The sequence below is a fragment of the Arthrobacter sp. LjRoot78 genome, from assembly GCF_964254335.1.
Taxonomy (GTDB): Bacteria; Actinomycetota; Actinomycetes; order Actinomycetales; family Micrococcaceae; genus Arthrobacter.
Map to the genome: position 1 here is coordinate 731,619 of NZ_CAXUTG020000001.1, position 18,251 is coordinate 749,869.

9 protein-coding genes and 2 tRNA genes are annotated in these 18,251 nt (G+C 67.1%); 5 read left to right on the forward strand and 6 right to left on the reverse strand.

Translation table 11 applies throughout. The features are described 5' to 3' along the window. Positions 1 to 3: 3 nt before the first annotated feature. On the forward strand, positions 4 to 2,193 hold the full coding sequence (locus ACSQ1X_RS03545) for a RecQ family ATP-dependent DNA helicase (protein ID WP_055800689.1): 2,190 nt from the start codon (positions 4 to 6) through the stop codon (positions 2,191 to 2,193). Between the two features lie 93 nt (positions 2,194 to 2,286). Beyond that, positions 2,287 to 3,732: an MFS transporter gene (locus ACSQ1X_RS03550; RefSeq protein WP_436056677.1), complete on the forward strand. Its 1,446-nt coding sequence runs from the start codon at positions 2,287 to 2,289 to the stop codon at positions 3,730 to 3,732. Here ACSQ1X_RS03550 and ACSQ1X_RS03555 read toward each other — a convergent pair. The 3 genes from ACSQ1X_RS03555 to ACSQ1X_RS03565 all read right to left on the reverse strand — a co-directional run bounded on the left by ACSQ1X_RS03555 (position 3,729) and on the right by ACSQ1X_RS03565 (position 7,952). After that, positions 3,729 to 5,399, reverse strand: a complete 1,671-nt coding sequence (locus tag ACSQ1X_RS03555; protein WP_436056678.1) for a phytoene desaturase family protein — start codon at positions 5,397 to 5,399, stop codon at positions 3,729 to 3,731. The two genes, ACSQ1X_RS03550 and ACSQ1X_RS03555, sit on opposite strands and share 4 nt — an antisense overlap. Positions 5,400 to 5,492: 93 nt before the next feature. Next, a tRNA-Ser gene (locus ACSQ1X_RS03560) sits at positions 5,493 to 5,580 on the reverse strand. Positions 5,581 to 5,639: 59 nt separating this feature from the next. Continuing rightward, positions 5,640 to 7,952 carry a prolyl oligopeptidase family serine peptidase gene (locus ACSQ1X_RS03565; protein WP_436056679.1) on the reverse strand — a complete coding sequence of 771 codons (2,313 nt, stop codon included), beginning with the start codon at positions 7,950 to 7,952 and terminating at the stop codon, positions 5,640 to 5,642. Between the two features lie 60 nt (positions 7,953 to 8,012). On the opposite strand from ACSQ1X_RS03565, the gene ACSQ1X_RS03570 reads away from it, so the two are divergent. After that, positions 8,013 to 10,025 carry an FAD/NAD(P)-binding protein gene (locus ACSQ1X_RS03570; protein WP_436056680.1) on the forward strand — a complete coding sequence of 671 codons (2,013 nt, stop codon included), beginning with the start codon at positions 8,013 to 8,015 and terminating at the stop codon, positions 10,023 to 10,025. Between the two features lie 290 nt (positions 10,026 to 10,315). Here ACSQ1X_RS03570 and ACSQ1X_RS03575 read toward each other — a convergent pair whose 3' ends face one another. The 3 genes from ACSQ1X_RS03575 to ACSQ1X_RS03585 all read right to left on the reverse strand — a co-directional run bounded on the left by ACSQ1X_RS03575 (position 10,316) and on the right by ACSQ1X_RS03585 (position 16,370). Beyond that, entirely contained in the window at positions 10,316 to 14,908 is a 4,593-nt protein-coding gene (locus ACSQ1X_RS03575) for an ExeM/NucH family extracellular endonuclease (protein WP_436056681.1), read from the reverse strand. A gap of 375 nt (positions 14,909 to 15,283) precedes the next feature. Beyond that, positions 15,284 to 16,105 (reverse strand): VOC family protein, encoded by an 822-nt coding sequence (locus ACSQ1X_RS03580; protein WP_436056682.1) that lies wholly within the window; start codon positions 16,103 to 16,105, stop codon positions 15,284 to 15,286. A gap of 177 nt (positions 16,106 to 16,282) precedes the next feature. Next, a tRNA-Ser gene (locus ACSQ1X_RS03585) sits at positions 16,283 to 16,370 on the reverse strand. A 123-nt stretch (positions 16,371 to 16,493) separates the two neighbouring features. Here ACSQ1X_RS03585 and ACSQ1X_RS03590 point away from each other — a divergent pair. Both ACSQ1X_RS03590 and ACSQ1X_RS03595 read left to right on the forward strand, forming a co-directional pair. Beyond that, positions 16,494 to 17,477 carry an NAD(P)H-quinone oxidoreductase gene (locus tag ACSQ1X_RS03590; RefSeq protein WP_436056683.1) on the forward strand — a complete coding sequence of 328 codons (984 nt, stop codon included), beginning with the start codon at positions 16,494 to 16,496 and terminating at the stop codon, positions 17,475 to 17,477. Between the two features lie 135 nt (positions 17,478 to 17,612). Beyond that, the gene (locus ACSQ1X_RS03595; RefSeq protein ID WP_436056684.1) at positions 17,613 to 18,149 is read left to right on the forward strand and encodes a PadR family transcriptional regulator; all 537 of its coding nucleotides are present in this window, start codon (positions 17,613 to 17,615) and stop codon (positions 18,147 to 18,149) included. The last annotated feature ends 102 nt before the right edge of the window (positions 18,150 to 18,251 follow it).

Sequence of the window (18,251 nt, forward strand, 5' to 3'; positions counted from 1 at the left end):
TCAATGGCCAATAACCAGAATGCTGCTGTCCTTTCCGCTTCCGCCGATCTCCCCGCAGGTGGAGAGGGGACCCATGCGCAGGCCCTGGAAGTTCTTCGCGGCCTCGTGGGACATCCCGAGGCCAGCTTCCATGACGGCCAGTTTGAGGCGATTGAAGCATTGGTCGACGGCGGGCGCCGCGCCCTTGTAGTCCAGCGCACCGGCTGGGGAAAATCGGCCGTCTATTTTGTGGCTTCGCTGCTACTCCGGCGCCGTGGCGCCGGTCCCACGCTGATCGTTTCGCCGCTGTTGGCCCTGATGCGGGACCAAGTGGCGGCAGCCGCGAGGGCAGGAGTCCGTGCGGTTGCCATCAACTCCGCCAACCAGCTCGAATGGGACACCGTACGCGAGCAGCTCGCGGCGGACGAAGTGGACGTGCTGCTCGTGTCCCCGGAGCGGCTCACGAACCCGTCGTTCCGGGAAAACCAGCTGCCGGAACTGATCCGCCGCACCGGGCTCCTGGTGATTGACGAAGCACACTGCATCTCCGACTGGGGCCATGACTTCCGTCCCGACTACCGGCGCATCGCGGACCTCATCACGCAGTTGCCGGACACCGTGCCCGTGCTGGCCACCACAGCCACCGCCAACTCCCGCGTGGTCCATGACATCGAGGAGCAGTTAGGCGACGGCGTGCTCACCATCCGCGGCGCCCTGGGCCGTGAATCGCTCCGGCTCGGTGTGCTGCAGCTGGCGGATTCCCGCGACCGGCTGGGCTGGCTGCTGACCCATCTGGCGGACCTGCCCGGCAGCGGCATCATCTACACCCTCACGGTCTCCGCGGCGGAGGACACCGCCCGGCTGCTCGCCGAAGCCGGCCATGAGGTGCTCGCCTATACCGGCCGTACCGATCCCGCGGACCGGGAACGGGCGGAACAGCTCCTCAAGGACAACCAGGTCAAGGCGCTGGTGGCCACTTCGGCCCTGGGCATGGGTTTCGACAAACCGGACCTGGGCTTCGTGGTGCACCTCGGCGCCCCGTCGTCGCCGGTGGCCTACTACCAGCAGGTGGGCCGCGCGGGGCGTGGCGCTGCCAACGCCGACGTCCTGCTGCTGCCCGGCTCCGAGGACCGCGACATCTGGCAGTACTTTGCTACCGCTTCCATGCCGTCTGAGGAAAAGGCGGCGGCCGTCCTGACCGCCCTCGCCGAGGCCGGGGCCGCCGTGTCCACCGTGGCCCTCGAAGCCCGCGTGGACCTGCGGCGCACACCTTTGGAACTGCTGCTCAAGGTCCTGTCCGTGGACGGTGCCGTGGAACGGGTGGGTGGCGGCTGGCGCTCCACCGGCCAGCCCTGGAGCTACGACGCCGACCGGTACACCCGCATCGCCGAGGCCCGCGTGGATGAGCAGGACTCCATGGTGATCTACCAGGACACGGCCGGCTGCCGGATGGAGTACATCACCTCGGTCCTGGACGATGAAACAGCCCGCGCCTGCGGCCGCTGCGACAACTGCGCCGGACGCTGGTTCCCGTCCGACATCGCATCCTCGGCCACAGAAGCGGCCGGCCAGACGCTCAGCCGTGCCGGCATGGCACTGGAACCGCGGCTGCAGTGGCCCAGCGGCATGGACCGGCTCGGCGTTACCGTCAAGGGCAAGATCAAGCCGGATGAAAGCCTCGCCGAAGGCCGGGTGCTGGCCCGCCTGACCGACCTCGGCTGGGGCGGTGCCCTCCGGGAGATCTTTGCCTCCGGCGCCCCGGACCGCGAGGTGGACCCCGCAATGCTGCAGGCCTGCGTGCAGGTGCTCCGCGAATGGGGCGCCGGGAACGGACGCAGCCCAGGCTGGAGCGGCGTCGGACGTCCGGCAGCCATCGTCAGCATCCCGTCACGCAGCAAGCCGGCCTTGGTCGATTCCCTGGCGCGCGGAATTTCCGGGATTGGCCGCATACCGTACCTGGGCCAGCTGCAGCTGGAACACGGCGGACCCACCGGCGGACGCGGGGGCAACAGCGCCTACCGGCTGGCCGGAGTCTGGGACCGGCTTGTTGTGGGACCGGAGCTGGAGGCAGCCATGGCCGGCATCCAGGGTCAGAGCATCATGTTGGTGGATGACCTCACGGACAGCCGTTGGACGGTCACGGTTGCAGGACGGGCACTGCGCCGTGCCGGGGCCGGGGCCGTCCTTCCCCTCGTGCTGGGACAGGCCGGGTAGGAGCCCCCAGCCGGTGTGCGTAAGGGGCGGACTTATTCTGGCACCGTGCCTGGCACGCCTATAGGATCGGCGAATGAGTCCAGGCCAGGAGCCATGAGCGAATCCCAGAGCAGCGCCGCGTCGGCTGTCCGCCAGGAGTGGCAGCCGCGGCTGGCCCTGCTGGTGGCGGCTACCTTCTTCATGGAGTTCCTGGACGGCACCGTGCTGACCACGGCCATCCCCAGCATCGCGGCAGACTTCGCCGTGGCTCCGGCCGACGTCAACATCACCATGACGGCCTACCTGATGACCGTGGCCATGGGCATTCCGGTCAGCGGCTGGCTGGCCGAGCGCGTGGGTGCCCGCCGCGTTTTCTGCGCCGCCATCGCCGTGTTCACCATCGCCTCGCTCCTGTGCGCCCTGAGCCAGGACCTCACCATGCTCACCGTCAGCCGAGTCCTGCAGGGCGCGGGCGGGGCCATGATGGTGCCGGTGGGGACGCTCGTGGTGCTGCGCAGGACACCCAAGGAGGACCTGCTCCGGGCCACGGCCTATCTTGTGTGGCCCGGGCTGCTGGCGCCGGTCCTGGCGCCGCTGGTGGGCGGGGCGCTAACCACCTTCCTGTCCTGGCACTGGATCTTCCTGATCAACATCCCGCTGGGCCTTGCCGCGTTTATTGCTGCCCTTCGCCTGGTTCCGCAGGGAGCCGGAGACCAGTCCCGCCGCCTCGACTGGGTGGGGCTGCTGCTGACGACGGCCGGTGTAGGCGCCCTGGTGGTGGGGCTCGAACTGGCCACGGCGCACCCCTCGGGACCGTTCGGGGCGATCAGCATCGCTGCGGGCGTGGTGTCCATCGCAGGGGCAGTCCTGTGGTTGCGGCGAACCACCAATCCGCTGTTCCAGCTGACTGTCTTCGGCACACGGACGTTCCGCGCAACATCGACGGGCGGGTTCATCTACCGCCTGACCATCAGCGCGGTTCCGTTCCTGCTGCCGCTGATGTTCCAGGACGGGTTCGGGTGGGATCCGCTGCATGCCGGCGTGATGGTGGCGGCGGTCTTCATCGGCAACATCGGCATCAAACCGGCAACCACGCCGCTGATCCGCAGGTTCGGCTTCAAGCCCGTCCTCGTCTTCGCGTCCCTTGCCTCTGCCCTCACTTTTGGCCTGTGCGCGCTGCTGGACGCCGGGACCCCGGAGCCGCTGATCTTCGCCTTGCTGGTCTGCAGCGGCGCGTTCCGCTCCATCGGGTTCTCGGCCTACGCCTCCATCCAGTACGCAGACATCGTTCCCGGACAGCTGCCGTCCGCCAACGCCATTTCGGCCACCCTGGTCCAGCTGGCGGCCGGTGCGGGCATCGCCGTCGGCGCCTTGTTCCTCCGGCTCTTCGCCGCCCCCGCCGCCTTCGGAGCGGACCCCGTTGCGCCCTACCGGGGCGCGTTCCTGGCCATCGCCGTGCTGATGCTGCTGAGCACCGCGGATAGCCTAACGCTGCACCGGCAGGCGGGCGCCGACGTCAGCCGCGGGCGCTCCGCGGCGCCGAAGGCCGCGAACCCTTAGGACTCAGAACCCTGGGGCTTCCGGCCCTGGGACTCCAGCGCCAGGGACTCCAGCACGGCCATGGCAGCATTGTGGCCGCCGATGGCGCTCACCGCCCCTCCGCGCCGGGCTCCGGAGCCGCACAGCAGGATGCGGGGATCGTCGGTCGATACACCCCAGCGCCGGGCGGGAGTGTCCAGCGGGGCCTCGTCCTCCGCGAACGGCCAGTCGAGTCCGCCGTGGAAGATGTTGCCGCGCGGCATGCCCACTGCGCGCTGGATATCCAGCGTGGTCTTGGTTTCGATGCACGGCGTTCCGTCTGCGCCGGTCAGCAGCAGTTCCTCAATCGGCTCCGCAAGTACCGAGTTGAGCGATTTTACGACGGCGGCCTGCAACGCCGTCCGCATCGCCTCGTTGTTCTCCGCAGTGATAAGCCTGTCCGGCACGTGGAGTCCGAAGACCGTCAGGGTGTGGGCTCCGGAAGCCTGCAGCTCCGCGGAGAGGATGCTGGGATCGGTCAACGAATGGCAGTAGATTTCGCAGGGCAGCGGGTCCGGGACTGTTCCCTGTTCGGCGGCCCGGTAGGCGTCATCCAGCTGGGTCCAGGTTTCGTTGATGTGGAAGGTGCCGCCGAAGGCCGCCTCCGGGCTGACGCTGCGGTCCAGCAGCTGAGGAAGGCGCGTCAGCAGGAGGTTTACTTTGACCTGTGAACCCTCGCGGAGGTGGTTGGGGTTCATAGGCTGCGCCGCGACGGCGCCCTGCAGCCCGTCTGGCACCCGGAGCCCGTCTGGCGCCCGGAGCCGGTCCAGCACCACGGGCGCCACATTGGAGAGCACCCAATCGGCGGAGGCAGAGCGTTCCTGGCCGTCGTGGCGGTAGTCCACTGTGCCGCCGGGCCGGATGCGCGTGACCTCGGCGGTTGTCAGGATGGTGGCGCCGGCCTCGCGGGCGGCGCGCTCCAGTTCACCGGAGACAGTCCCCATGCCGCCAATGGGAACATCCCAGTCCCCGGTTCCGCCGCCCAGGAGGTGGTACAGGAAGCAGATGTTCTGCTGCAGGTCCGCGCTGTCAGCCCGGGCAAACGTACCGATCAGGGCATCCGTCAGCACCACGCCGCGCACCAGGTCACTCTGCAGACTGCGGGTGATGGCTTCGCCGATGGGCCGCTCGATGACTGACTCCCACACATCACCGGCACCGGCGGCTTCGGCGAGTTGCCGGGCCTCGGAACGCGTAGGCATGGGCGACGTCATGGTGGGCCACAGCGCCCCGGTGAGCTTCCGGCACTCCGCATAGAAGCGCTCAAAGGCTGCGGCTTCGGCGGCCGGGGCACCCACTGAGGCAAAGGACGCCGCCGTGGCTGCCGCGTCCCCGTTGTCGATCAGGAGGCCACGGCCGGGGCTGCCCGGGTCCGGCGTGTAGGACGAGTAGCGGCGCCGCGCCAGCCTGATGCGAAGGCCCAGGTCGTCAATGATTTCCTGCGGCAGCAGGCTCACCAGGTAGGAATATCGCGAAAGGCGGGCGTCGACGCCGTCGAACGCCTGGGCGGATACGGCCGCTCCGCCGGCGTGGTCCAGTTTCTCGAGCAGCAGGACGTCCCGTCCGGCCCTGGCCAGATAGGCGGCCGCCGCCAGGCCGTTGTGTCCGCCTCCGATAATGACCACGTCGTGATTGCTGTTCTCCGCCATGGGCCCATCCTGCCACCCCGGCCGGCGCGCAGGCGGACACGCAACCTGCCGAAGAAACGCAAAAGGCCCCGGTCCAGGGACCGGGGCCAAACGCGGAGACGGGGGGATTTGAACCCCCGGTGGAGTTGTGCCCCACACTTCATTAGCAGTGAAGCCCATTCGGCCGCTCTGGCACGTCTCCAATTGCTATTCCTAGCCCACCAAGGATACGCAGAACGGGCCATCCAGTGCAAAACGGTGCTAGTTGTCGGAACGGCCTGCCAGGGAACGCCACAGGAAATGCTGGCTCCGGCTCTGCAGCGCGGCCGCCTGCCGGTTGTCGGAGGCACCGGCGTGTCCGCCCTCCAGCGCCTCGTGGAACCAGACATTGGGGATGCCCATGGCCTGCATGCGGGCCGCCATCTTGCGGGCCTGCACGGGACCCACCCGGTCATCGGACGTTGCGGTCCAGATGAAGGTCTCCGGGTAGTCCACGCCGTCGCGAAGGAGGTGGTACGGCGAGAACGTCCGGATGAACTCCCAGTCCCCGGGCACGTCGGGGTCCCCGTATTCGGCGATCCACGAGTAGCCGGCAGACAGCTTGGTGTAGCGGCGCATGTCCAGCAGGGGCACACCGCAGGATACTGCGCCGAACAGTTCCGGGTACCGGGTCAGCATGTTGCCCACCAGCAGCCCGCCGTTGGAGCCGCCCACACAGCCCAGCCGCTCCTTGGAGGTGACTCCACGGGAGATCAGGTCCCTGGCCACGGCAGCGAAGTCCTCGAACGCGCGGTGGCGCTTTTTCTGCAGCGCGGCGCGGTGCCACGAGGGTCCGTATTCGCCACCGCCGCGGATGTTCGCCACCACGTAGACGCCGCCACGGGTGTGCGTCGGGCCGGCTGCGCCGTCGGCTCCTGCGGCCGGGACCCCGGCGTCCGTCCGGCGTTCCAGCCAGGCCCGGCCGATCGTACCGCTGTAGGCAGGCGTCCGGGAAACCTCGAACCCGCCGTAACCGGACAGCTGCGTGGGGTTCTGGCCGTCAAGCACCAGGTCCTTGGACGCCACCTGGAAGTACGGGACCCGGGTGCCGTCGTCGGACACGGCGAAGTGCTGCTGGACTTCGTAGGCGGAGTCGTCAAAGTAGGACGGCGAGGTGCGGATCACCTCGTGCTCGCTCACCACCTCCCCGGTGCTGCCGCGCCGCAGCGTCCCCCGGGTCAGCGTGCTGGGCGTGGTGAAGCCGGTGGCCACGAGCCAGAAGTCGTTCCCTGCGCCGGGGGCTTCCCCTTCCGGTACCGGCACATTGCCGCTGGTACCGTCGTCGTCCGTCCCGTCGTCGTCCATGCCTGCCTCGTCCTCGTCGTCGACGGCGAAGGCGTTGACGTCATGCAGCGGCGGGCAGGCATCCAGCAGCGTGGAGGCCCATGCCGACTCAATCCCGCTCTCGCTCCCCGTGCGTTCCGGATCCAGGACGCGGATCTCCGAAGACACATCCCGCAGGAGGTTGAGCAGGAGGAAGTTTCGCGTCCAGCTCCAGGACTGCAGCGACGTGTGCGCGTCCGGGGTGAACAGGACCGCCAGCTCGCGGCTGCCGGCAAGGTAATCCTCGAACCTGGCGGCGAGCAGCGAACCGGCGGCGTACGTGGTTCCGGCGACGTCCCAGTCGCCCTGCGGACGGAACAGCAGCCACTCCCGGTGCACGCTCAGGTTCACGTCGGTCGGGGCGTCGATGACCACCCACGATCCGTCCCGCAGGACCGACGTGCTCTTGTTGAAGAAGCTGATCCAGTCCATGGCGAAGGTCCGCTCGAACCCCGGCGTGGAGTCGTGCGCCACCAGCGCCATCATGTGGTCTTCGGGGATTTCAAACAGCCGTTCGGCTGCCGGGAGCGATCCCCCGCGGGCAAGCCGGACGGCGGTGCGCGCGTAGGACGAGGTGGTGCTGGGCATGCCTTCCGCGGTGGTGGACACCAGCAGCGTGTCCCGGTCCAGCCAGGAAGCGTTGCCTTTGGCCGTGGGCAGGTCGAAGCCGCCGGACTCCGGGTCCACGAACGTCCGGGCCTCGACGTCGAACTCGCGGTAGCGGTTGGCGTCGCCGCCGTCGGGGGAGAGGGCCAGCAGTGCCAGCCGGTGCGGTTCGCCGGGCGCGGGGCGGAGGAAATTGGCGCCGTGGAAAACCCACTCTTCGCCTTCCGCGGCGGCCAGCGCGTCGACGTCCAGCAGCACATCCCATTCGGGCTGCCCGCTCCGGTAGCTCTCCCAGGACGTCCGGCGCCACAGCCCCTTCGGGTTCTGGCCGTCCCGCCAGAAGTTGTAATACCAGTCGCCGTGCTTGCCCACCATGGCGATCTTGTCCGTGGAGTCCAGCACCTCCAGGATGCGGCTTTCGAGCGCGGCATAGTCGGCGTCTTCGAGCAGGTCCTCGGTGCGGGCGTTCTGTTCGCGGACCCAGGCCAGCGGCTCCTCGCCGTAGATCTCCTCAAGCCAGATGTTTTCGTCGGTCGGTTCGGGCGCTTTCCCGGCGGGGGAAGAGGCACCGGACACGGGCTGGTGATCAGCTGCTGTGGTGGTCATGGCCCTACGAAACAGCATCGGGGCGCGGCTAGCAAGTCACATGCAGATACTCTGGAGGGCGTGGGCACATCGCAAAGCATCCGGACGGCACTAATAGGCGCCGGACCCCGCGGTACCAGTGTCCTGGAGCGGCTCCTCGCCAACTGGCAGCTCAGGAACCCCTCCGCTTCCGGGACTTCCGGACCCCGGAGCACCGCGAGCCTCCCCACATCCAGCCTCCATATCGACGTGGTGGACCCGTACCCGGCCGGCCCGGGCCACGTGTGGCAGCCAGGACAGTCGCGGCTGTACCTGATGAACACGCAGTCGTTCTATCCCACCGTCATTCCCGAGGACCCTGAGCTGGCGGCACCCGTGGCTGGCAGCACGTTCGAAAAATGGCGGGCAGCGCAGCAGGACAGCGCGCACCCCTCGCTGACAGAGGACGAACGCCACGAACTGGCCAGCCTCGGATCCCGCGATTTTCCGAGCCGCGCCCTGTACGGCTGCTACCTCCGCTCCACCCTTGACGAGCTGCTCGCGCACCTTCCGGAGGGCGTCACCGTCCAGTTCCACCGCACCACCGCCACCGCTGTGCGGCCGGCAGGAAACGGAACGTTCGACGTCGAACTCGAGGACGGCGGGCCGCTCGCCGTCGGTTCCGTGGTGCTGGCTCTGGGCCATCTTGAGTCCAGGCTCAACGCCGAACAGCGCGAGCTCCAGGCAGGCGCCGCGCAGCTGGGGCTCCTGTACCTGCCCCCGGCGGTTCCTGCCGACGTCGACTGGTCAGTGGTGCCGGCGGGCCAGCCCGTGCTGGTCCGCGGCATGGGCCTTAACTTCTTTGACGTTATGGGCCAGCTGACCGAGGTCCGGGGCGGGAAGTTCGTGGCAGCAGAGGGCGGCGGCAATGAGGACGGCGTTCCCGGGCAGGGGAGGGCCGGTCTGGAGTATGTCCCGTCCGGCGACGAGCCGCTGATTGTCGCGGCGTCCCGGCGCGGGACCCCTTACCGGGCCAAGGCGGACCTTGCGGGGTACTACCCGTCCGGCGTGACGCTGCGGTACTGCACCGAAGCCGCCGTCGGAAGGTTCGCCGCGGCGGGAATCACCCCCGCCTTCGACCACGACCTGTGGCCCCTCCTGCAGCGCGACGCACTCTGGGCCTACTACTCCACCCTGGTGCGGACCCGTCCGGACGCCGTCACCGAGCCGGAGGCATTCCTGGCCCTGCTCCAGGAGACGATGCGGCCGCACGCCCACAGCGTCTCCCACTGGGCGGCCGAAGTGGATGACCTGGTGGCCGAGCACGTGGCGCCGGACCAGCGGCTGAACCTTCCGGGCCTGGCAGCTCCCCTGGCCGGACGGAACTTCGCGTCGCAGGCTGAGGTGGATGCCGCCGTCGTCGACTACCTGCTCGATGACGCCCGGCGTTCGGCGCTGGGGGAGGACGACCCCGTGAAAATGACCATCGGGGCGCTGCACCACGGGCGGGCGGTGCTGAAATCAGTGGTGGCCGACGGCGGCATCACCGATGAGTCCTGGGTCGCCGGCCTGCGTGGCTGGTTCGAGTCGTTCGTCGAAGGGCTGGCCAGCGGCCCGCCGGCCATCCGGGCGGAGCAGCTCGCAGCGCTCGCCCGGGCAGGCGTGGTCAGTTTTGTGGGCCCGGACCCTAAATTTTCGCTGGACCGCACGGCCGGTTCCTTCAAGGCCGTGTCGCCGTGGGTCAAAGGCGGGGCCATCCACGCCCGCGCCATGATCGAGGCGCTCGCTCCGGCCAACAGGGTTTCCGTCAACGTGTCGCCTGTGCTGGAACAGCTGCTCTCCGACGGCCTGGTCCGCCCCCGGCTGATGATGACCGTGGAGGGCGCACCGGTGGAGACCTCCGGGCTGGATGTCAGCCCGCACCCCTACCGGCCTCTGGGCGCCAACGGATCCGTCTCGGAAGGACTGTACGTGCTGGGATTGCAGCTGTCCGCCGCGCAGTGGGGGACGGCCATCGCCGCCGAGGCGCGGCCGCAGGAGGGGCCGGTGTACCGCAGCGGCCAGCGGACCCTCCGCGACGCCGACGAGATAGCCCGCCACATCCTCGACCGCTGACCCGCACCCCCGACCCGACCCGACCCTCTCTCACTTTCTGAGCCTTTTTTGGCGACCCTCTCTCACTTTCTGCGCCTTTCTTGGCGACGCTTTCTCACTTTCTTCGAGGAAGTGAGAGAGCGTTGCGGGAGGAGCGGCAGGAAGTGAGAGAGGGTCGCGGGAGGAGCGGCAGGAAGTGAGAGAGCGTTGCAGGTTCCCGGACATGAAAATGCCCCGCGTCCGGGGCCGGGATCCGAATGGATTCCCGGGCCGCGGGGCGGGGCAAGTTCAGTGGCTGTCAGGCCGGGAAACTAGCCTTTCAGGCACTTCTGGTACTGGATCCAGGCCAGGCCGTACTTGATCCAGCCCGCAAAGTCGTACCACTTGGCGGGCGGCACGGGCGCTGTGCAGACCGGCGGCACCGGTCCGCTGGCAGCAACCTGGACCGCCGCCTTGACCACGGTGCCCGATTCGGCAGCGGTCAGCACCAGGGTGCCGGGGCCTGCGGCCGCACCGGCCGGAACCTTCACGTCCACTGCGGCAGCTCCGGCGGACACCGGGATGGTGCCGAGCTGGGTCACCGTGCCCGCGGCGTCCGTGAAGGAGGCCGCCAGCGAGGTGTTGACCGGGCTGCCCAGCGACGTGAGATCCAGCTTGGAGACTGCCAGCGTGATGGAGTCGCCGGCCTTGACCTCGGCCGCCGTGGTGTTCACCACGGCAACAGTGCGGCGGGCAAAGTCCGGCGATGCCGGATTGTGCTCCTGCAGGTACTTGATCCAGGCGTCGCGGTCCACGAGGCCAGAATCCTCAGTGCCAGTTCCTTCCTTGAAAATCCGGAAGTTGTCGCCGCCGGTTGCAAGGAAGCTGAAGGTGCCGACGCGGTAGGACTTGGCCGGATCGATGAGCGAACCGTTGACCCGGATGGACGTGATGCGGTCACCCGCGGCGCGCGCGGCGTCGTAGGTGTAGTTGACGTTCTTGGACAATCCGAGCTGCTGGTAGGCGCGGCTCGGGACCGTGCCGTCCGGGTTGGTCTGCCACTGCTGTTCAAGGAGCGCTTTGAACTGTGCCCCGGTCAGAGACGTGGTCCAGAGGTTGTTCACGAACGGAAGCACGGCGTTCGCTTCCGCGTAGGTGATGGTTCCGTCCGGCGCGAAGTACAGTTCGTTGCGCAGGCCGCCGGGATTCACGACGCCGATTTCGGCGGCACCGAGGTCCGGTGCCTTGAGTGCGTCCACCAGTGAATCCGCCACAAGGTTGCCCAGGGTGGATTCGCTGGCGCGGTCGTCACGGGATGCCGGGCTTGTTGCCGTGGCGGGCGTGAAGGCCGTGGTGATATCAGCGGTGACTTTGCCCACCGGCTGGTTGCCGATGACTGCGGCGTCGGCCACTGCCTTGTCAACGATCGCCTTGACGGCTGCCACGCGCGGGTACTTGGTCACGAGGTCCGCGGCCGTCTCGGTCGTGGTGGGGACTGTGCGCTTGACGTTGCCCGCTTTGTAGCCGGTCACCTGCATCGTCCTGGTGTCGATCGTCAGCTGGATCTGGCCGATGAACTCGCCGTAGCTGCCAGTCTGGACGATGGGACGCGTCCTGCCTGTTGGCTGCCCGTTGGCATCCTGGACCGGAGCATCCCAGGCGTACTGCTTGTGGGTGTGGCCGGTGAAGATGGCGTCCACCTCGGGAGAGGTTTCGTTGACGAGCTTGGCGAAGGGGCCGCCGGCTGCGATTTCCTGCCCCAAAGTGGAGCCGTCGGGGGTACCGGACCCGGCGCCGTCGTGGTTTTCCACGATGATGACGTCGGCGAGCTTGTCGGCGGTGATTTTCGCCGTCACGCGGTTGATCGCTTCCACGGCATCGCCGAACTCCAGTTCGGTGATTCCGGCGGGCGTGACCAACGAGGGCACTTCCTGGGTGACGGTACCGATCACGGCCACCTTCACGCCGTTCATCTCCAGCACCGTGTACTCCGGCAGGGCCGGCTCCGTGGTGCCCTTCTTGTAGACGTTGGCGCCGAGGTACGGGAATTTGGCGTTCGTTCCGCCCGCGACGACGCGGTCCCGCAAGTCCGTCCAGCCGCCGTCGAACTCGTGGTTGCCCACGGCGGACGTCTGCAGCTCGAGGGCGTTCAGCACATCGATGGTGGGCTGGTCCTTGGCGACGGCGGAAGCGAACAGCGAGGCGCCGATGTTGTCTCCCGCGGACAGGAAGGCCGTGGCACCCGGAGCGGCCGCTTCGCGGAGCTTTTCGATGGTGGCGGCAAACAGGACCGTGTTGGAGTCGATGCGGCCGTGGAAATCGTTGATGCCCAGGAAGTTCAGGTCAACGCTCGGCGGCAGGACTGGTGCGGCCGGCAAATCAAGGCCCACCACCACGGGATCGTGGTCGCTTGCCCTGAACTGGTCCGGCGCATAGTAGTTGGTCACATTGTTGTTATACCGGCTGTACTCCAGCGCCACGGACTCAACGGAGTTGATGTTCCAGATGTCGGCGCCCGTGACCACGGCGTTTGCGCCCGGCGAGGCAAGGACGTGGTCCAGCGAACCCACCAGGCCGCCGAACAGGTAGGAGTGCTTGGCGGAGCCGTCAGCGTTCTTGGCCTTCTCGTCCTGGTTGACGTAGCCGGCGGCGGTGAGGACGTTGAGGGGGTCTTCCTTGGCGTAGGAATTGAAGTCGCCCAGCAGGAAGACCTTGTCCGTGCCCTTCGAAGCCTGAAGGTCGTTCGAGAAGGCAAGGAGTGACTTGGCCTGCTCGGTGCGGGCAAGGTTCGAGGCGCCCTGGCCCTGGTCGGTGTCCTCCGGAGTGGCGGCAGAGCCCTTGGACTTGAAGTGGTTGGCGATGGCGATGAACTTCTTGTCCTCGGACGCGCCAACCGGCTTGAACACCTGGGCCAGCGGTTTGCGGGCGCTGGCGAAGGCCACGGTGTCGTTGTGGATGATGGATTCGCCCACCGGTTCCGCGGCGGCCTTCTTGTAGATGAATGCCGTCCGGATCATGTCCTCGTCAGCCAGTGGGGGAGCATTGGCGGGCGTACGGACGTAGTCCCAGATCCCCGGTGTGGAAATGTTCAGAGCCTCCACGAGCTTTGCCAGGGCGTCGTCGCGGTCCTTACCGAACTGCGCGGAGTTCTCAACTTCCATCAAGGACACGACGTCGGCGCCGGACTTGCCGATAGCGGCCACGATCTTGTCCTGCTGGCGTTTGAGGTTCTCGGCGTTTGCGGCACCGCGGGCGTCGCACCCGCCGCGGACCGTGATGGGGTTGCCGTCACGGTCGGTGTAGAACGTGCAACCGGTCAGGGTGTCCCCGGTGGTGGGGAAGTAGTTCAGCACGTTGAAGGAGGCAATCTTGAGGTTGCCTCCGACGGCGGCGGGGGCCTCGGCACGGGTGGCGCCAAAGGTGGCCGGCTGGATGAGGCCGGCGTTTTCCGGCGTCAGGCGGGTCAGCGGCTGGAACTTCCAGGAGTTGTTGGCGTAGCTGAGCACCACGTCGGTCTGGAACGTCACGGGTGATCCGACGCGGACGGGATCCGATGTGGTCAGGTACGGCAGCACCTGCGCCTTGGTGGCGGCGTCCTTGAGGAAGTTGGTGGTGGCGCCGTCGTCCAGCTTTATGCCGCGGGCTGCGTTGGCGGCAACGGTTGCGGTGTACTCGGCCGAACCGTACGGGGCCACTGCGGTGGGCTGCTCCAGCGGTGTGGTGCCGCCGGCCAGGCCGATTTCGCCGTACTGGTTCAGGGAGTAGTTGTCAGTGACAGTCACGGGTCCCTGCGGTGCCAGCAGCATGCCTTCCAGGGATTCACGGAAGGCTTCATCCGCCGGGAGGGAGAAGCCGGTGGACTTCACCTCCGGAGCCGCCTCGGCGAGCTTCTTAAGCCCTGCCGCGTCGGCAACATTCACCTGGGTCATGCCAAAGAACTCGCTGACGGGGCCGGTGATTTCGACGTAATCACCGATGGTGACCGAGCCCACCGTTGCGGGGGAGTAGACGAAGACAGCGTCCGACGCCGTGTGGTTGGCCGGCGTCAGATCGCCGCCGGTCCCGGGGGTCTGGACGTAGAAGCCGGAGAAGCCGCCGGTGGGAAACGCCGCGGTCACCTTGCCCCGCGTCGTAACGCTGGCGCCGACGAACGGACTGGCCGCACCGGAGCCCTGGATTTCAGCGATGGTCTTTGCGCTGGGCGCAGGCGCCGGATCTACGGGACCGGGATCGACGGGACCGGGGTCCACGGTGCCGCCGGCCGCCGTCGGGGTGATGGTGGCGCTGAGGGTGAAGTCGGCCGCGTTGCTGTTGGAGTCCGCTCCGTTGGTGCGGTTCAGGCTCTTGACATCGGTGTTGCTGGCGGGCGCGGTGGCAGCCTGCGTTTCGAACGTATTGGACGTGCCGTACCCCAGCAGGTCAGCCACGTTGGCGGGCTCGATCACCGAACCGGTGGCCAGCGGAGTGAGGGCAGTGGCCTGCCTGGCCAGGACCAGGGTGCCTGTGGTTCCGGACGGGTTCAAGCCGGTGGCCACCAGGTCCGGAGTGGGCAGGTCGGCGCCGGCGGGGCTGGGCGCTCCGTTGGCTCCACCCTGGACCAGGTAGTAACCCTTCGCAGGGATGCTGCCCGTGAGGGCCGCCACTCCATTGGGGGCGGCCGTTCCCGTGCCCGAGCGGTACTGAAGGGACCAGCCATCCAGCGAAATCGGCGCATCGGACGCGTTGTACAGCTCTACGAATTTGTTCTTGTAGGCCGCTCCGGAGCTGCCTCCGCTGAGGTACGCCTCATTGATGACCACTGGTGACGTGCCCGCAGCGGCCGGTGAGACCTCCACTGCGAACGCCGGGACGGCTGTCAGCGGGGCTGCGATAAGCCCCGCTGACAACGCCGTGCCCAGCGTAATTTTCCATGGTGTGCGTTTCATCCGCTCTAACTCTCATTAGGGTGCCCCGGGTAAGGGCTCGGTGGAATGTGTCCGGCTTTGTGGCGCGGACAAAAGGGCCCGGACTTTACTCCTGGTCAAGCAGTTTCCGGCACAGCAAAACAGAGTCGAATGAACGTGTGATTGATTCAGCGTGCATTCTGCGAGACGTCCCCCAGCGAAACGGTCACCGCCGGCCACAGGGCAGCATCGGCCCTGTCCCGGCAACAGTGTTCTGCGGCAGTGCTTTGGTTTCGTGCAGGTGCCGGCCCGCCCCATGTGCCGGACATGGCAAAAGAATACCGGCCAGTAGCTCCGATGGAAGCGGCTGGCCGGTATTTCTTAGATCAATTTTCTTAAATGGAACGCGGCGGCTCGTTAGGCCCCGGTGGTGTCTCCTGAGTCGGCCGGATCGGCGGCGCCCTGCCGGGTGTCCGCAACGATCTTGAACATTGCCCCGGTGGGGTCGGCCAGGGATGCCAACCGGCCGAACGGGGTGTCGTCCGGTCCGTCGATCACCCGCGCGCCAAGGCTGACGGCCTTTTCAATGGACGCGTCGGCATCCTCCACGGCGAAGTAGACCTGCCAGTTGGACGGGACTTCCGCCGGCAGGTAGGCCGAGGCGTCCATGATTCCCGCCTTGGCAGAGTCTCCCTTGCCCAGCGTGGTGTAGCGGAATTCGGGGGTGTCGCTCATGACGTCCGTGTCCCAGCCGAAGACGTCCTGGTAGAACTTGACGGCGGTGGCGTAGTCCTTGGTGTGGAGTTCGTGCCAGGCCGCGGCGCCGGGCTCGGCCACGAGTTCGAAGCCGGTCATTTCGCGGGGCTGCCAGATGCCGATGGCCGCGCCGGTGGCGTCGCCGAACATGGCCATGTGGCCCTGCTCCGGGACGTCCATCGGCCCCATGAAGACCTGTCCGCCGTGCGCCGTGACCGCTTCGGCTGTGGCGGCGGCGTCGTCCGAACGCAGGTAGGTGGACCAGGCGTCAGGGAAGCCGGCCATCGTTTCATCCTTTTGCATGAGTCCTGCCACGGACTTCCCGTTTTTCGAGGCCGTGATGTAGCCGCCGTATTTTTCCTCATCGCCGGTCTGGAAGTCCCACCCGAACAGTTCTCCATAGAACTGCTTGGCTTTGGCGGCATCCGATGTCATGAGGTCGATCCAGCAGGGTGCGCCGGGCGTGATGTCAGGGCTGGGCATTGTGGCTCCTGTCGGTGGCCGCGGCAACGGACCGCGGCGGAGGGATGGTCAGTGAAGACAAACCAGACACTATTCCGGAGCACCGACACTTTCAATGGTTCCGGCACAACCAAGCCCTTAACCGGGATTAACGGAAAATGTCCGGATCCTGATTGCTCGGGACCCGGACATTGTTCGCGGAAGGTAAGAGATTCGAACTCTTGGTACGGGGTTACCGCACACTGGTTTTCAAGACCAGCTCCTTCGGCCGCTCGGACAACCTTCCTTACCGAGTAGTGTTTCATAGGCAGTTGGCTGCGACAAAAACCGTCCGGAGTGTTTGCGGGCTCGCGCGGCCGCTGCACACTATTTTTTGTGGCAGGAAGCAGCTAGGAATCGGGAGTTTTCCATGAAGACCGTCTACGTTAGCGAGGCCGGCGGGCCTGAGGTGCTCGAAGTGCGCGAGGTCCCGGCTCCGGTTCCCGGCCCCGGCGAGGTGCTGATCGACGTCGTCGCCGCGGGACTCAACCGGGCAGATGTCCAGCAGCGCAGGGGGTTCTACCCGCCGCCGCCCGGGGCGTCGGACATCCTTGGCCTGGAAGTTTCCGGCCGGATAGCGGGCTTCGGCTCCGGCGTGTCCAAACCGTTTTCGGTGGGGGACAAGGTGGTGGCACTGCTCTCGGGCGGCGGTTACGCCCAGCAGGTGGCGGTCCCGGCCGAACAGGTGCTGAGGATTCCCGACGGCGTGGATCTGGTCACTGCCGCGTCCCTCCCCGAAGTGGCGGCCACCGTCTATTCGAACCTGATCATGACGGCGCAGCTCCAGCCGGGTGAGACCGTGCTGATCCACGGAGCCACCGGCGGAATCGGCACCATGGCCATCCAGCTGGCCAAGGCCTTTGGTGCCACGGTGGCCACCACGGCCGGAACGGCTGAGAAGGTGGGCACCGCCAAAGCCTTCCTCCATGCGGACATCGCCATCAATTACACGGAGGAGGACTTTCCCGAATCCCTCCGTGCGCAAAACGGCGGACACGGGGCCGACGTCATCCTGGACGTTGTAGGCGCCAAGTATCTCGGGCAGAATATTGACGCCCTCGCGGATTACGGCCGGCTGATCGTGATCGGACTCCAGGGCGGCACCAAGGCGGAACTGGACCTTGGAAAGCTCCTCAGCAAGCGGGCCGCCATCATCGGCACGGCGCTCCGCCCGCGCCCGGTGGCGGAGAAGGGCGTGATCATGAACGCCGTCCGGGATGCGGTGTGGCCGCTCCTGTCGGACGGCCGCATCCGGCCCCTGGTAGCCAAGACGTTTCCGCTGGAACAGGTGCGGGCGGCGCACGAATACTTCGACTCCGGCGACCATGTGGGGAAAGTCCTGCTCGTCATGTAGCCGAACGCCAGGCCCGCAAATGAATACCCGGTATTGCCTCGACGTCGAAATCACGCTACTGTAGTTCCATACGCGGTATGCACGCGTCTTTGGGGGCGCGTGTATGCCGTCGTCTTTGCGACATCAGGGGGCAGTATGTCCATTCGCCATAGTCTCCTCGCCCTGCTTCAGGACAAGCCCCGTTACGGGTACCAGTTGAGGGTCGAGTTCGAGGACCGCACCGGCTCTGCCTGGCCGCTGAACATCGGGCAGGTCTACACCACCTTGGACCGGCTGGAACGGGACGGGCTGGTCACGAACGACGGCGGCGACGGCGAAGGCCACGTCATCTACAGCATCACCGACGCAGGCCGCGGCGAAGTCACGGGCTGGTTCCAGGCCCCGGTGGCCCGCAGCAATCCTCCCCGGAACGAACTCGCCATCAAGCTCGCCCTCGCCGTGACCATTCCCGGCGTGGACGTCCCGGCCGTCATCCAGGCCCAGCGCACCGCTTCAGTGAAGGCGCTCCAGGACTACACCAAGACCCGTCGCGAGGCCTCCGCCAGCCTGCGCCGGGCGGACACCGCGTGGCTGCTGGTGCTGGACTCACTGATTTTCCAGACCGAAGCAGAGGTCCGGTGGCTGGATCTTTGCGAGGCGCGGATGGCGCAGTTGAACACGCCCGCACCCTAGTCTGCTAACCGCTCAACGCTCCCGTCCGACCGTTCAGCGAGAGCCTCAAGAGCGCCACCCCAAAAGCAGTATCCCTGCGTCCGGGGCGTTGATATGGTGCGA